Raw genomic sequence first — 14,205 nt, 5'->3', positions numbered from 1 at the left:
AGGGAACAGCCATGGACACGCGCCTCACCGCCGAACAGGACGAGATCCGCCGCACCCTGCGCGAACTGCTCCACAAACGCTGCGGCCCGGAGGAACTGCGCACCGCCCTCGACACCGACACCGGGCACGACCCCGTCCTGTGGACGGCCCTCGCCGACCAGCTCGGCCTGCCGGGGCTGGCCCTCCCCGAGGCGTACGGCGGGGTCGGCTGCTCGGCCACCGAACTCGCCCTCGCCTGCGAGGAGACGGGCCGCGCGCTGGCGCCGACCCCGCTGCTCGCCACCTCCGTGCTCGCCGCGCCGCTGATCCTCGCCCTCGGAACCGACGCCCAGCGCGCCGGCCTTCTGCCCCGGCTCGCCTCGGGTGCGCTCACCGCCACCCTCGCCGTGCCCGGCAACGCCCTCGCCTCCGTGCTCACCCTGACCGGCGACAACGGAGGGGAGTGGGCCGGCGGCGGCCGAGCGGGGGGTGTGCAGGCCGGCCGGGCGGGGGACGGGTGGCGGCTGTACGGGGAGGTGGGGCAGGTGCTCGACGGGCACAGCGCCGGGCTGCTCGTGGTGGCCGCCCACACCGGGGGGTTCGCCCGGTCGCGGACCCTGCTGTTCCTGGTGGACGGGGACGCGGCGGGGGTGGTGCGGACGCGGCAGACCGCCCTCGACGCCACCCGGCCGCAGGGGCGCGTGCAACTGCGCAACGCCGACGCCCGGTTGCTCGGGTCGGCCGACTCCGACGTGCTCGGCGCCCTCTCCTCCCTCGGTGACACGGTCGCCGCGGTGCTCGCCGCCGAGGCCGTCGGGGCCGCCGACCGGGCCCTGGAGCGGACCGTTGAGTACGTGAAGCAGCGGGAGCAGTTCGGGCGGCTGATCGGGTCCTTCCAGGCCGTGAAGCACCGGCTGGCCGATGTGTACGTGCAGGTGCAGGCGGCGCGCTCGGCCGCCTACTACGCGGCCTGGGCGACGGCCGCCCGGGGCGAGCGGGTCGGCGGACTCGCTCTCGCACAGGCCCTGAAGGCGCTGCGGACGGCCGCCGGTGAGGGGATCCAGCTGCACGGCGGGATCGGGTTCACCTGGGAGCACGAGGCCCATCTGTACTTCAAGCGGGCCGCGGGGGACGAGCTGCTGTTCGGGCCAGTCCACCGGCTGCGCGCCCGCGCGGCCGACTCGGCGCGGCTCTTCGAGCAGGGGGAGGTGGCGGTCTGATGGCCGGTCTGGGTGTCCGCCTGGTGCAGAAGGTGTCCTCGACGCGGGGCTTCGCGAAGGTCGCCCCGCATGTCATTCCCGCGCTCGACCGGGCCGTGCACCGGGTCACCCGGGGCAAGGTGCTGCTCAGCGCCCAGCTGCTGCCCGGTGTGGTGCTGATGTCCACCGGTGCCCGCAGCGGGCTGCCCCGCCGCACGCCGCTGGCCTGCATGCCCGAGGAGGGCGGGCGCGGCTGGATCCTCGTCGGATCCAACTTCGGGCGGACCGGCCATCCCGCCTGGACCCACAACCTGCTCGCGCATCCCGACGCCACGGTGAGCTGGAAGGGTGAGGACATCCCCGTCACGGCCCGGCTCCTGGAGGGTGAGGAGCGGGCGGCGGCCTGGAAGGCGCTGCTGGTGTTCTGGCCGCCGTATGCGACGTACCAGGCGCGGGTGGCGCGGGAGATCCGGATCTTCAGGATCGTGCGGAGGTAGTCCTCACAGCGTCGCCAGTCGCTCCACCAGCAGGAACGCGCCGATTCCGAGCATCGCCGCGCCCGAGGTGCGGGTCACCGCGCGGGCGGCCGCGGGGCGGGCGGAGAGCAGGGCGCGGGACAGGGTGCCGACGGTCAGGTACACGGCGGCGCAGCAGGCCATGTGGAGGAGACCCAGGGTGGCCGTCTGGGCCGGCACGGGAAGGTGGGCGCCCCTGAGGGTGAGGAACTGCGGGAGGACGGAGAGGTAGAGCAGCAGGCCCTTGGGGTTGAGACCGCTGATCGTGGCGCCGCGCAGGAAGGCACGGGAGTTCCGGGTGTCCGGTGCGTCCGCCGTCGCCGCTTCGGGCGCCGCAGGCTTGCGCAGTACGCCTGATCCCAGCCAGACCAGATACCCGGCCCCGGCCACCGTGAGCGCCGTGAGCAGCCGGGGCGAGCCCGCGACCAGTACGGCCAGGCCCGCCGCGGCCAGTGTCGTGTGCAGCGCGTACCCGGCGACCAGGCCGGCCACCGCGCTCAGCACCGAGCGGCCGCGCAGGCCCGCCGCGATCACATAGGCCCAGTCGGCGCCCGGCACGCAGACCAGCAGCAGGTCCACGGCCAGGAAGGAAATCAACGCTCCCGCATCCATGCTAGGGACATTAGGCGTGAATGGCCCGAAAGTGTTGCCGAAGTTTGCTCATGATCGCTGGTTCTGGGCAAATATCTTCTTCATGGACGACGTGGACCAGAAAATCCTTGCCGAGCTCCAGCAGGATGGGCGGCTGACCGTGACCGAGCTGGCCGCGCGGGTGCGGCTGAGTGTCTCGCCGTGCCACCGGCGGCTGCGTGAGCTGGAGCGGTCGGGGGCCATTCAGGGGTACCGGGCGGTGGTGGACCCGGCCGCCCTCGGGCTGAACTTCGAGGCGTTGGTCTTCGTGTCCATGCGGCAGGAGGACCGGGACACGGTCGCCGAGTTCGAGCGGGCGGTGAGCGAGGTGGAGTACGTGCTCGACGCGCAGCGGCTGTTCGGAGAGCCGGACTATCTGCTGCGGGTGGCCACGGCCGACCTCGCCGCCTTCCAGCGGCTGTACGACGAGCGGCTGGCGACGCTGCCGGGCGTGCAGCGGCTGACGTCCACGCTGGTGATGAAGCACGTGGTCCGCGACCGGCCGCTGCCTGCCTAGGCCCGACAGGACCTAGCAGTGCGGGCGGCAGCTCACCGGTGTGAACTGCCGCCCGCCAGACAGGACGTGGGGACGTGGAATGCGGTCCGCTGGTGTGCGGGGCTACTTCGCCGGCTTCTTGCCGGTCACGCCCAGGTGTACCAACAGCGCCAGGTTCGGCTTGAGTTCGGCCTGCTTGACGCCCCAGGTCTGGAAACCCTTCTGGTGCGCGGCCACCGCCGCGAGCATCGCGACCAGCGAGCCCGCGATCGCCGCCGGGTTCACGTCCTTGTCGATCCGGCCCTTGGACTGGAGTTCGGCAATGGAGTCCGAAAGGGAGTTGTTCACCGAATTCAGGATCTTCATGCGGATCTTGTAGAACCGCTTGTCCCCCTCGGCCGCGCCGAGGTCGACGACCCGCAGGATCGCGTCGTTCTTGCGCCAGAACTCAAGGAAACCGTCGACGAGTTCCTGAGCGGTCTGCCAGCCCGCCTTGCCGACCCAGGAACGCCCTTGGAGCAGCTCGGTCAACCCGGCGCCCTCGGCGGCCATTTGCTCGGCGATCTCCAGGACGGCGCCTTCGACGTCCGGGAAGTACTGGTAGAAGGTCGCGGGCGAAGTGCCCGCCTTCCGGGCGACATCGATGACCTTGACGTCCCGGTAAGGGGAGGAGCTGAGCATCTCGCTGAGGCAGTCGAGCAGCTTCTGCCGGGTCGCCTGCCCACGTCGACCGGCCACGCGGCCGTCGACGGTACGCACTTGTCCTGTCATGCCGTCAGCTTACCGAGGGGTGATGGGAGCGCGATTCGGCCGACTGCAAATGGGGTGCATGGGGGTGCGGAGGGAGGTGTGCCTGGTCTGCGGGGTGTGCGCGGCACAGTTACTTTGGCGGCATGGCCGAAAACAGGGCATCGGTGTACGGAGAGGGCGTCCCGTGCTGGGTGGACGCGCAGCTTCCCGACGTGGAGGCGGGAAAGCGGTTCTACGGTGAGCTCTTCGGGTGGACCTTCGAGGAGGGCGCCACGGAGTACGACTCCGCCGTATGGGCCCGCAAGGACGGCTCGCCCGTCGCCGCGCTCGCGCACAAGGCGGACGGCCGTATGCCCACCGTCTGGACGGTGTACTTCGCCGCGCCGAACGTGCAGGCGCTGTGCCGGCGGATCCTCGCGGCCGGCGGCCAGGTGGTCACGGCGCCGACGCCGGTCGACGACCTGGGCACGGCCGCCCTCGCCACGGACCCCGAGGGCGCCGTCTTCGGGCTGTGGCAGCCGGGCAGCCACAACGGCTTCGGGGAGCGGCACACCCCGGGCACCTTCGGCTGGGTCCAGCTCTACACGCGTGACACCGAGGCGGCCAACGACTTCTACGGCGACCTCTTCCACGAGGCCCTGTTCGGCTCGGACACCGAGCCCGACTTCGGCCGGGCCCCCGTCTCCGACGTCTTCCCCGCCGAGATGCCGCCCCACTTCCTGGTCCACTTCCGGGTGGAGGACACGGAGGACTCGGTGGAGGCGGTGCGGCGGCTCGGTGGGCGGGTGCAGGCTCCGCCATTCGAGACGTCGTACGGCACAGTGGCCGTCGTCACCGACAATCAGGGGGCGTCGTTCGCACTGTTGCGGCGCTGAAATGTCTCACTTATCACGAGACACCCTGAATTATCACCGGGTTCGCAACCTGTGCCCGGGCCAGGAAGAATCGGGGTGCGTGCCGCCGCGGCGGTGCGGTGGTGAGACGCTGCACGGGGTCGCGTACATATGTGGGTGACGTGGCCCGTACGGGGAGGTGGCAGGCAAGTGGTGGATCAGCTGACGCAGCACGACCCGCGGCGGATCGGGCCGTTCGAGGTGCTGGGACGGCTGGGTGCCGGCGGTATGGGGCTCGTCTATCTCGCGCGCTCGGCGTCCGGCCGTCGCGTGGCGATCAAGACGGTCCGGACCGAGCTCGCCGAGGACCAGCTGTTCCGCGTCCGCTTCACACGTGAGGTGGAGGCGGCCCGCGCGGTCTCCGGCTTCTACACGGCCGCGGTCGTGGACGCCGACCCGCGCGCCGCCGTGCCGTGGCTGGCCACCGCGTACGTTCCCGCGCCCTCCCTCGAAGAAATAGTGAACGACTGCGGGCCGCTCCCGGCCCAGGCGGTGCGCTGGCTGGCGGCGGGCGTGGCGGAGGCCCTGCAGTCCATCCACGGCGCGGGGCTGGTCCACCGGGACCTCAAGCCCTCCAACGTGCTCGTCGTCGAGGACGGTCCCCGCGTCATCGACTTCGGTATCGCGTCCGGCGTCTCGAACACCCGTTTGACGATGACGAACGTGGCCGTCGGCACGCCCGCCTATATGTCTCCCGAGCAGGCGAAGGACTCCCGCAGCGTCACCGGCGCGAGCGATGTCTTCTCGCTCGGCTCGATGCTGGTCTTCGCCGCCACCGGACACCCGCCCTTCCACGGCGCCAACCCCGTCGAGACCGTCTTCATGCTGCTGCGCGAGGGCCCCGACCTGGAGGGCCTCCCGGACGAGCTGCGCCCGCTGATCGAGTCCTGCATGCAGATGGAGGCCACCGGCCGGCCCAACCCCGCCGACCTCCAGGCCCAGCTCGCCCCCCACCTCTTCGGCTCCGGCTCCGACGACAGCGGTACGGCGTCGGCGTGGCTGCCCGAGAAGGCGGTCGCCCTGATCGAGTCCCGCCGCGGCGGCCGCCCGGCGGCCAAGCCGGCGCCCGCCGGGCCGCGCAGCGGCGGCCGGGCCGCGGCACCCGCCCTGCCCGGCGGGCCCGGGGTGCCGCCCCCGCCGCCGCACGACCCCATGATCCCGGCCCCGCCCGTCCCGGTCGGCGCGCCCGCCGGCGGCCCCGACGCCGGTCCCGTCCGGCTGGCCGGCGCCCAGGTGCCCATCGGCCCCGGCCCGCGCGTCGCCGACGCCCGCGCCGCCGCCGTCAAAGCACCCCCGCCGGAGGCCGGCCTGGTCGCCAACTGGTCGCGTCCCCACCCCGGCGTCAACGGTGCCGACCCCGCCGTACCGGCGCCCCCGGCCGCACCTCCGGAGACGGCGTCCGGCTGGCGCCCGTGGCGCTTCCGGATGTCCAACGACGTCTGGGGTACCCCGTCCGTCGACGGCGACCTCGTCTACGTCACCTCCTTCGAGGTGCACGCCCTGGACGTCGCCACCGGCCGCCGCCGCTTCAAGACCCGCGACGTGGCCTGGTCGATGGCGGTCGCGGACGGCCGTATCCACGCCTCCGACGGCCCCACCCTGTTCGCCCTGGAGGCCCGCGAGGGCGCCGATCTGTGGCGGCTGTCCACGGAGGCCTGGGTGTACTCCCTGCACGCCGACCGGGGCACGGTCGTCACCGGCACCCGCGGCGGCGGCGTACAGGCCTGGGAGGCCTCCAACGGGCAGAAGCTCTGGGAGATCACCGGCTGCCAGACCGACTTCGAGTCCCCCGAGGCCGGACCCGCCGTCCACGACGGCACGGTCTACGTCTGGCAGGACGCCCGGCTGCGCGCCCTGGAGGCCCGCACGGGCGAGGAGCGCTGGTCGTACCCGATCGGCGACGCCGCGTCCTGCGGCGGGGTCCCGGTCCGGCTCACCCGGGCGCCCGACGGCTACCTCTATGTCTCGGCCGGTTCCAGAGTGCTGGCCATCGAGGTGGCGAGCGGCATGGTGCGCTGGCACTTCGAGGCCCCCGCGGTCTTCCTCTGCCCGCCCACCTTCGTCCCCGGCCCCGCGGTCACCGGCGGCGGCATCTACCTCGCCGACTACCTCGGCACGGTGTACGCCCTCGACGCCACCGACGGCCGCGACCGCTGGCGCATCGCCACCGAGTCCCGCGCCTCCATCGAGCCGGTCCTGGTGGCCGCGGGCCATGTCCACGTCGGCAGCGGCAAGGGCCTGTACACGCTGGACGCGGTCACCGGCACGCCCAAGTGGCGCTTCCAGTCGGGCGGCGACATCGTGGGCGCCCCCGCGGTCGCCGAGGGCCGTATCCACTTCGGTTCGAACGACCACCTGCTCTACACGCTCAAGGCCGACGACGGCCGCCTGCGGTGGAAGCTGGCGACCGGCGGTGAGATCACCGGATCGCCCGTCGTGAAGGACGGGGTCGTGTACGCGTGCAGCAAGGACCGCTGTGTCTACGCCCTGGACGCGGAGAAGGGGACGGGCACCGCGCGGACCACGTAGTCCCCCGGTGGGTAGGGTGACGGCATGCGATCACGGGGGCGCACACTCAGGTTCACAGCGGTGTCGGCGTTGGTGGTTCTCTCGCTGACCGGTTTCACGTCGGGACGCGGGCACGGACACGGGTACCACCATTCCGGGAGCGGCGGAGGCGGCTGCAGCAGCTCCAGCCAGGACCACGACGACACGTCGTCGTCCACGTCCGGCGGCGGGACGTACAAGGACGACGACCACGACAGCTCGGGCGGCGGCTCCGGCTCTTACCGGGACCCGGATCCGTACGACGACTCGTACGACGACTACGGCAGCAGCGGCGGCAGCAGCACCAGTGCGCCGGCCCTGGAAGACGCGACGGCGAAGCTGCTGAGCTGCGCGACGCCGAAGAGGCCGTACGCGACCGTCGAGGTCACCAACCCCAACGGCGACGAGGGCAGTTTCGCCGTCACCCTCACCTTCAGGGACGCCCGGGACGCCGAGATCATCTCCCGGGTGGAGGAGGTCGACGTGCCCGCGAACGGCAAGGTGACCGTGAAGGCCGACGTCCGCGGCAGCGCCGACCGTGCCGCCCGCGTCGACCACTGCGACCTGGAACCGGCCGCACCGGCCGTCAGCTGAGCCGTCAACTGACAGGCCCGCGCGTCACCGTGTCCGGAATCCGCCGGGCCGCCGGGCGGCGAACAGATCCGCCTGCCGCTCACCCGGCAGGTTCCCCAGCGCGATCAGATGCGGCGCCTGCGCGTACCCCCGGTCCCGTGCCGCCTCCTTGGCCGCCCACAGCGCCCGCACCGTCCCCTGCACGGCCTCGGCCGGATACCCCGCGATGACGGTCGCACACCGCACCGCCGCAGCCAACGCTTCGCCCGGCTCGGCGAGTTCGGAGACGAGCCCGATCTCATGGGCCCGCCGGGCCCCGATCCGCTCGGCGTTGCCCATCAGGACCATCCGCGCGACCTCCCCGTACGGCATGCGCTGTGCCATCAGCACGGACTCGTACGCGCTGACCATGCCGTACGTCGTGTGCGGATCGAAGAAGGTGGCGGTGGTGTCGGCGACGAGGAAGTCCGACTCCCCCAGCAGATAGAAGGCACCCCCGCAGGCCATCCCGCACACGGCGGCGACGACGGGCTTCCACAGGTCGTTCGCCTTCGGCCCGACGGCGATCAGCGGATCGTCCTGCATGTACGGCGACGAGGGCTGCGGCACGACGGCATCCCGGTCGAGACCGGTACTGAAGGCCCGCTCCCCGGCCCCGGTGAGCACGACGGCCCGCACCGAGTCGTCGAACCGCAACGCCCGCCATGTGTCGCCGAGTTCGGCGGCCATGGCGAGGTCGATGGCATTGAGCTTCCGGGGCCGGTCGAGGGTGACGACGGCGACTCCGGTGTCCTTGTCGGTGGTGACCCGGAGGGTGCTGCTCATGGCCGCTCCAGGACCCACTGGGGAACACCGCTGCCGGGCTCGAAGACGACCTGCACCCGCGCCCCGATCCGGATATGGCTCTCCGGAACGGAGTTGAGCGATGCGCCCGCCGCACTGACGAGATTCCCGACGATCCGTATCCGGGGCAGCTCGTCGAGCTCGACGAGGACGACGTTGTACGGCGCCGACTCCGCGTAGTCGGGCAGCAGCGGCGGATGGGGACGGACGTACGACCAGATGCGCCCCCGCCCGGCCGTCGGCCGCCACTCGCAGGCGAAGGAACGGCAGTGCGGGCAGCAGGGCCGGGGCGGGAAGCGGGGCTCACCGCAGTCGGCGCACGCCTGGACGCGCAGCTCACCTTGGGCGGCGTACTCCCAGAAGGGGGCGCCGTCGGCATCGGTGACGGGAGACAGCATGGCAGGTCAACTCCTCAGCAGGAGAGCGGACGTGGGAACTCCCTCGCCTGCCGTGACCAGGCAGGTGGAGGCGCCCGGGACCTGTGCGGTGCTGGTCCCGCGCAGTTGCTTCACGCCTTCGTTGATGAGGTTGAAGCCGTGGACGTACGCCTCGGAGAGCCCGCCTCCTCCCGTGTTGACGGGCAGCCGCCCGCCGATCTCCAGGGCGCCCCCTTCGGTGAACGCCCCGCCCTCCCCTCGACCACAGAAGCCGTAGCCCTCCAGCGACAGCGGTATGAGCGGGGTGAACGCGTCGTATATCTGGGCGACGTCCACGTCCTCCGGGGTGAGGTCGGCGTGCTTCCACAGGTGGCGGGCGGCGGTCCAGGCGGGACCGGTGAGGGGGTCGTCGTTCCAGTAATTGACCATGCCGTGGTGCTGGGCGGGCAGCCCCTGGGCGGCGGAGTGGACGTACACGGGCGCCCGCCGGCAGTCCCGCGCCCGCTCGGCGGATACGACCACGCACGCCAGCGCCCCGTCCGTCTCCAGGCAGTTGTCGTAGAGGCAGAGCGGCTCGCTGATCCAGCGGGCGGTCATGTACATCTCGCGGGTCAGGGGGCGCTCGTACATGATCGCGGCAGGGTTCTGGTTGGCGCGGTTGCGGCAGGCGAGGGCGACATTGAAGAGATGATCCCTGGTCGCGCCGTACTCGTGCATATAGCGACGGGCGAGCATGGCGATCTCGTCGGCCGGTCTGAGCAGCCCGAAGGGCCGGGTCCACTGGGCGGGCGTGGGCAGCTGCACGGCGGTGTTGGTCCACGGCCGCGGCCCGCTCCCGCGCTTGCGCGACCGCCAGGCGACGCCGACGGTGGCCTGCCCGCTCGCGATGGCCGCCGCCAGATGCGCGACGGTGGCGCAGGAGCCCCCGCCCCCGTACCCGACCTTGCTGAAGAAGGTCAGGTCGCCGAGCCCGAGGGCCTTGGCGAGCTCGACCTCGTCCGTCTCCTCCATGGTGAAGGAGGCGAGGGCGTCGACCTCTCCGGGGTCGATCCCGGCGTCGTCGAGGGCGGCGAGGACCGCACGGCAGGCGAGGGTCCTCTCGTCCTCGGGGAGGCGCTTGGCGAAGGCCGTCTGCCCGATCCCGACGATGGCCGTGGCGTCCTTGATCCCCGACGCTCCTGATCCTCCAGCCATGCTGCGCACACCTCCGGGGCGGTCACCGTCTGCTGACAGGCCGTCAGGCTACAGCTAATCTGACGGTCAGTCAGCTATGCGGTGGGGAGGCCGGTTGTGCGCGGTGACGTGGAATGGGGCAGCATCCCTGGCCTGGTGCGGTCGGCGGCGGAGCGGTACGCGGACGCCGAGGCGGTGGTGGACGGCCGTACGAGGATCTCTTACGCGGAGTTGGGCGCGCGGGTGGAACGCGCGGCGGCGGCCTGCCTCGCGAGCGGGCTGGAGGTGGGCGACCGGGTGGCCGTCTGGGCCCCCAACTCCCTCGACTGGATCGTCTCGGCACTCGGCGCGGTGTCGGCGGGGGCGGTCCTGGTCCCCCTCAACACCCGCTTCAAGGGCACGGAGGCGGCGGACGTACTGCGGCGCAGCGGCACCCGGCTCCTGTTCGTGACGGGAACGTTCCTGGGGACGTCTTACGTGGCCTCGCTGAGGCGGGCGGCGGGGGAGGGGGATGAAGGTCCCGGCCCCCTGCCGGGGCTGCCGTCCCTGGAACAGGTGGTGGTCCTCTCGGACGACGCACCGTCCGACTTCCGGACGTGGAAGGACTTCCTGGCGGCGGGGGAGGGCATCGGCGCGACGGAAGTCCGGACCCGGGCCGGTCGGCTGGACGGCTCGTCGCTCTCGGACATCATCTTCACGTCGGGCACGACCGGCCGCCCGAAGGGCGCGATGATCACGCACGCGCAGACACTGCGGGCGTACGAGGTGTGGGCGGACCTGGCGGGTCTGATCCGGGGTGACCGCTATCTGATCGTGAACCCCTTCTTCCACACCTTCGGCTACAAGGCAGGCGTGATCGCGTGCCTCATGCGGGGCGCGACGATGATCCCGCAGCCGGTGTTCAACGTGGACACGGCGCTGGCGAACATAGCGGCGGAGCGGGTCTCCGTACTGCCGGGCCCACCCACTCTGCACCAGTCCCTCCTGGACCATCCGGCCCGGGACGCCCACGACCTGTCGGCCCTGCGCCTGGTGGTGACGGGCGCGGCGGTGGTCCCGCTGCGCCTGGTGGAACGCCTGCGCGGCGAACTGGGCGTGGACACGGTCCTGACGGCGTACGGCCTGTCCGAGGCGAGCGGCATCGTCACGATGTGCCGCCGCGGAGACGACCCGACGGTGATCGCGTCGACGTCCGGCCGGGCGATATCGGGAACGGAGGTGAAGGTCGTGGCCGGAGAGGGCAGGTCGGTGCCTCCCGGCACCCCCGGCGAGGTTCTGGTCCGCGGCTTCAACGTCATGCGCGGCTACTACGAGGACGAGACGGCGACGACGCAGACGATGATGGTGGACGGCTGGCTGCGCACGGGCGACGTGGGCGTCCTGGACGAGGCGGGCAATCTGAGGATCACCGATCGCATCAAGGACATGTTCATAGTCGGCGGCTTCAACGCGTACCCGGCGGAGATAGAACAACTCCTGGGCCTGCACCCGGATGTGGCGGACGTGGCGGTGATCGGCATCCCGGACCCCCGCCTGGGAGAGGTCGGCAAGGCGTTCGTGGTGCGGAGGGCGGGGGCCGTGCTCACCGGGGACGACCTGATCGCCTGGGCCCGCCGGGAGATGGCCAACTACAAGGTCCCGAGGACGGTGGAGTTCGTGGGCGAGCTGCCTCGGAATGCCGGGGGGAAGGTGGTCAAGGGGGAGTTGCGGGGGCGGTGAGGGGGTGGGTGGGGGCGAGGTGTCTGACCGGTGCCGGTGCCGGTGCCGTTGCCGTTGCCCTGACGAGTGGCCGTTGGGCCGCCCGCTTCTTTGCCAGTGTCGTGCTTCCACGCCCCGAGTAAAGGGCGCTCCCTCCGGTCGCGTCGGCTTCGCCGATGCCCCTTCGGGGCACCCTTGACTAGGGGCGTTCCAGCACGGGTGAGAAGCGAGCGAGCGGCCCGGAAAGACGGGTGGCCGAGCGGGGTCCGCGGGCAACCGTCGGCTGCGTCCCGGCCCGGGGTTGACGGGTGCGCGGTCGCGCCTCGCCGGCACGCCGGGCTGGCTTAGCGGCGAACGGCCGGTGATGGGTGGCCGGGGCGCGGGGGCTGAGTGGCGGCACGCCGGGTGGGCTTGGCGGCTTGCGGCCGGTGATGGGTGGCCGGGGCGCGGGGGCTGGGTGGCGGCACGCCGGGTGGGCTTAGCGGCTTGCGGCCGGTGGGCGGTGGGGCGCGCCTCGGCCGGGTGGCGGCACGCCGGGTGGGCTTGGCGGCTTGCGGCCGGTGGGCGGTGGGGACGCGGGGGCTGGGTGGTGGCATGCCGGGTGGGCTTAGCGGCTTGCGACTGGTGACGGGACGGGTACTCGGCGGTGACGGTGCTTGAGGACATCCCACTGGTCACATCAGCCCCACTGCTCACGCTCAGTGAACCAGTTGGAGGACGTGGGTCAGTGGTGAGGGAGGAAAGCCTAGATAGGCCTGGTGAGGAGCCGCCCAGATCTCCCAAGAGGTCCATCCCACCCTCCCGAACTCACCGCCGGCTCGCCCCTTCACACCCCGAGCCGCCACTGCTCCACCCACCGGCCGCAAGCCGCCAAGCTCACCCGGCGTGCAGGCGAGGCGCCGCCGCGCCCCACCCACCGGCCGCAAGCCGCCAAGCTCACCCGGCGTGCAGGCGAGGCGCCGCCGCGCCCCACCCACTGGCCGTTCGCCGCTAAGCCCTCCCGGCGTGCCGCCTTCCAGCTGCTGCGCCCCGCCCGCCGGCCGTTCGCCGCTAAGCCCTCCCGGCGTGCCGCCACTCACCCCCCGGCGCCCGGGCGAGCCACCACCGGCCGTTCGCCGCTAAGCCCTCCCGGCGTGCCGCCTTCCAGCTGCTGCGCCCCGCCCACCGGCCGTTCGCCGCTAAGCCCTCCCGGCGTGCCGCCTTCCAGCTGCTGCGCCCCGCCCACCGGCCGTTCGCCGCTAAGCCCTCCCGGCGTGCAGGCGAGGTGCGACCGCGTACCCGGCAACCCCGGCCCAGACCGCAGTCGGCGTCCCCGCAAACCCCGTCAGGCGGCCACCGCCTTTCCGGGCCGCTCGCTCGCTTCTAACCCGTGCTGGAGCGGGCCGGGTCAAGGGTGGCCCGTAGGGCCATCGCCGAAGGCGACGCGGAGCGCCCTTGAGGCGGGCCGTGGAAGCACGACAATGACAAGAAGCGGGCGGCCCCCACGGTCACTTGAAATCGACGCGAAACTGGGAAGCCTTCCTTCCCTCGGAAGCCCCACGGGACCGACTCAACCCCGGCCGGCGATGGCGTCCCGTTGTTCCAGCGCGGCCAGCACCCTCCGGATCTCCCCGACCATATGCGCCGGCCGGTGGAAGACCTCCTCGGCGCTGTAGCGGAGGAGCCTCCTGATCTCCGGGCACTGGTGGAGTTGGTTGTAGCGGGCGATGTCCCGTCGGTGGGCGTCCCGGCTGCCGTGATAGGCGTACCCCTCGATCTCCACGGCAAGGCCTGCCGCCCGGAAGAGGAAGTCCACGAAGCGGCGGCGGCCGTCCGGGGTGTGTACCTCGGCTTGGCTTTCGGGGCGGAGCCCGGCGTCGTACATCCGCAGGCGGGCGACGGTCTCGGCCGGTGAGCCCGCGCGAGGATCGCACAGCGCCAGCCACTTGAGGGCCCTGACCGTACCGCGTGAAGGGACTTCGAGCGCGTCGGCGATCGAGTCGAGCCTCGTGAGCGGGGCGCGGCGGACGCGTCCGACCGTGCGGTAGGCGAGGGCGGAGTCCACGGCGACGATCGCGTCGTCCCTGGGCCCGTCCCGGAGCAGGTCGATCAGGGTACGGCCGGGAAGGGTGACCCGCAGGCCCTGGCGTTCCACCACCTCCGTCTCCGCGAGGGGGGTACGGTGCGCGCGTACGCCTCCATCCCGGCGACGGAGGGTGAGCCCCGGGTCGATGAACTCCAGGGGCGCCGTCTTGCCCCCGGTCAGGGTCTCGATCCTCCACAGGGCAGCCGCCGAACGGTGGCTCACCACCAGCCGGGGTTCCAGGAGTTGCGTTGCCCGGAGCCGGGTGAAGAGGTCCGGGTCCCGTCCCGGTTCGACCCAGGCGCCGAGCCGGAGCAGGGTCCAGCCCTCGCCCCGCAGCGCCCGCGTGAGGCTCCGCCGAGGCCAGCCGGCCTCGACAGCCCGTGCGGTGAGGAGGATGCCCCTCACCGCCAACGTCCTTAAGTCCCTTCGCTCCACCCGGCCAAGATCGCAGAATCCGTGATCTGCCG

Annotated in this window: 13 protein-coding genes; 7 read left to right on the top strand and 6 right to left on the bottom strand. The window is 72.2% G+C overall.

Annotation, left to right across the window (positions count from 1 at the left end; genetic code table 11):
* The first annotated feature begins 11 nt into the window (after positions 1 to 11).
* Positions 12 to 1,199, top strand: a complete 1,188-nt coding sequence (locus tag Q8A52_RS05670) for an acyl-CoA dehydrogenase family protein (RefSeq protein ID WP_316749472.1) — start codon at positions 12 to 14, stop codon at positions 1,197 to 1,199.
* Positions 1,199 to 1,675 (top strand): nitroreductase family deazaflavin-dependent oxidoreductase, encoded by a 477-nt coding sequence (locus Q8A52_RS05665; protein WP_316749470.1) that lies wholly within the window; start codon positions 1,199 to 1,201, stop codon positions 1,673 to 1,675. The genes Q8A52_RS05670 and Q8A52_RS05665 overlap by 1 nt, the downstream gene beginning before the upstream one ends.
* 3 nt (positions 1,676 to 1,678) lie before the next feature.
* Here Q8A52_RS05665 and Q8A52_RS05660 read toward each other — a convergent pair whose 3' ends face one another.
* Positions 1,679 to 2,305, bottom strand: a complete 627-nt coding sequence (locus Q8A52_RS05660; protein WP_316749468.1) for a LysE family translocator — start codon at positions 2,303 to 2,305, stop codon at positions 1,679 to 1,681.
* An 82-nt stretch (positions 2,306 to 2,387) separates the two neighbouring features.
* Between Q8A52_RS05660 and Q8A52_RS05655 the strand changes: the two genes are divergently transcribed.
* Positions 2,388 to 2,840 carry an Lrp/AsnC family transcriptional regulator gene (locus Q8A52_RS05655; RefSeq protein ID WP_263209944.1) on the top strand — a complete coding sequence of 151 codons (453 nt, stop codon included), beginning with the start codon at positions 2,388 to 2,390 and terminating at the stop codon, positions 2,838 to 2,840.
* 102 nt (positions 2,841 to 2,942) lie between these two features.
* On the opposite strand, the gene Q8A52_RS05650 is transcribed toward Q8A52_RS05655, so the two are convergent.
* A complete protein-coding gene (locus tag Q8A52_RS05650; protein ID WP_316749968.1) occupies positions 2,943 to 3,578 on the bottom strand; it encodes a TetR family transcriptional regulator in 636 nt (211 codons plus the stop codon).
* Positions 3,579 to 3,712: 134 nt separating this feature from the next.
* Here Q8A52_RS05650 and Q8A52_RS05645 point away from each other — a divergent pair, with 134 nt between their 5' ends.
* From Q8A52_RS05645 to Q8A52_RS05635, 3 genes are all read left to right on the top strand, one after another.
* Positions 3,713 to 4,444 carry a VOC family protein gene (locus Q8A52_RS05645; protein WP_316749467.1) on the top strand — a complete coding sequence of 244 codons (732 nt, stop codon included), beginning with the start codon at positions 3,713 to 3,715 and terminating at the stop codon, positions 4,442 to 4,444.
* Positions 4,445 to 4,612: 168 nt separating this feature from the next.
* The gene (locus tag Q8A52_RS05640) at positions 4,613 to 6,991 is read left to right on the top strand and encodes an outer membrane protein assembly factor BamB family protein (RefSeq protein WP_316749465.1); all 2,379 of its coding nucleotides are present in this window, start codon (positions 4,613 to 4,615) and stop codon (positions 6,989 to 6,991) included.
* Positions 6,992 to 7,051: 60 nt separating this feature from the next.
* Complete coding sequence (locus tag Q8A52_RS05635; RefSeq protein WP_316749463.1) at positions 7,052 to 7,603, top strand: hypothetical protein; 552 nt, start codon at positions 7,052 to 7,054, stop codon at positions 7,601 to 7,603.
* A 24-nt stretch (positions 7,604 to 7,627) separates the two neighbouring features.
* Here the strand turns inward: Q8A52_RS05635 and Q8A52_RS05630 are convergent, their stop codons facing one another.
* Genes Q8A52_RS05630 through Q8A52_RS05620 form a run of 3 tightly spaced genes read right to left on the bottom strand, consistent with a single transcriptional unit; the run spans position 7,628 to position 9,996 of the window.
* On the bottom strand, positions 7,628 to 8,407 hold the full coding sequence (locus tag Q8A52_RS05630; protein ID WP_316749462.1) for an enoyl-CoA hydratase/isomerase family protein: 780 nt from the start codon (positions 8,405 to 8,407) through the stop codon (positions 7,628 to 7,630).
* The gene (locus tag Q8A52_RS05625) at positions 8,404 to 8,823 is read right to left on the bottom strand and encodes a Zn-ribbon domain-containing OB-fold protein (RefSeq protein WP_316749461.1); all 420 of its coding nucleotides are present in this window, start codon (positions 8,821 to 8,823) and stop codon (positions 8,404 to 8,406) included. The genes Q8A52_RS05630 and Q8A52_RS05625 overlap by 4 nt, the downstream gene beginning before the upstream one ends.
* Before the next feature lie 6 nt (positions 8,824 to 8,829).
* A complete protein-coding gene (locus tag Q8A52_RS05620) occupies positions 8,830 to 9,996 on the bottom strand; it encodes a lipid-transfer protein (protein WP_316749459.1) in 1,167 nt (388 codons plus the stop codon).
* A 96-nt stretch (positions 9,997 to 10,092) separates the two neighbouring features.
* On the opposite strand from Q8A52_RS05620, the gene Q8A52_RS05615 reads away from it, so the two are divergent.
* Positions 10,093 to 11,694, top strand: coding sequence for a FadD3 family acyl-CoA ligase (locus Q8A52_RS05615; RefSeq protein ID WP_316749457.1), 1,602 nt, complete (start codon positions 10,093 to 10,095; stop codon positions 11,692 to 11,694).
* A gap of 1,528 nt (positions 11,695 to 13,222) precedes the next feature.
* On the opposite strand, the gene Q8A52_RS05610 is transcribed toward Q8A52_RS05615, so the two are convergent.
* Positions 13,223 to 14,143: a hypothetical protein gene (locus tag Q8A52_RS05610; RefSeq protein ID WP_316749455.1), complete on the bottom strand. Its 921-nt coding sequence runs from the start codon at positions 14,141 to 14,143 to the stop codon at positions 13,223 to 13,225.
* Positions 14,144 to 14,205: the final 62 nt, after the last annotated feature.

The sequence above is a fragment of the Streptomyces herbicida genome (assembly GCF_032656585.1).
Taxonomy (GTDB): Bacteria; Actinomycetota; Actinomycetes; order Streptomycetales; family Streptomycetaceae; genus Streptomyces; species Streptomyces herbicida.
This window is presented reverse-complemented; position numbering and strand designations above follow the sequence as displayed.

What these genes read in the sequence shown, in the direction of transcription:
- Q8A52_RS05660 (WP_316749468.1), bottom strand. Translation starts at nt 2,305, where the DNA reads ATGGATGCGGGAGCGTTGATTTCCTTCCTGGCCGTGGACCTGCTGCTG.
- Q8A52_RS05645 (WP_316749467.1), top strand. Translation starts at nt 3,713, where the DNA reads ATGGCCGAAAACAGGGCATCGGTGTACGGAGAGGGCGTCCCGTGCTGG.
- Q8A52_RS05670 (WP_316749472.1), top strand. Translation starts at nt 12, where the DNA reads ATGGACACGCGCCTCACCGCCGAACAGGACGAGATCCGCCGCACCCTG.
- Q8A52_RS05655 (WP_263209944.1), top strand. Translation starts at nt 2,388, where the DNA reads ATGGACGACGTGGACCAGAAAATCCTTGCCGAGCTCCAGCAGGATGGG.
- Q8A52_RS05630 (WP_316749462.1), bottom strand. Translation starts at nt 8,407, where the DNA reads ATGAGCAGCACCCTCCGGGTCACCACCGACAAGGACACCGGAGTCGCC.
- Q8A52_RS05625 (WP_316749461.1), bottom strand. Translation starts at nt 8,823, where the DNA reads ATGCTGTCTCCCGTCACCGATGCCGACGGCGCCCCCTTCTGGGAGTAC.
- Q8A52_RS05620 (WP_316749459.1), bottom strand. Translation starts at nt 9,996, where the DNA reads ATGGCTGGAGGATCAGGAGCGTCGGGGATCAAGGACGCCACGGCCATC.
- Q8A52_RS05665 (WP_316749470.1), top strand. Translation starts at nt 1,199, where the DNA reads ATGGCCGGTCTGGGTGTCCGCCTGGTGCAGAAGGTGTCCTCGACGCGG.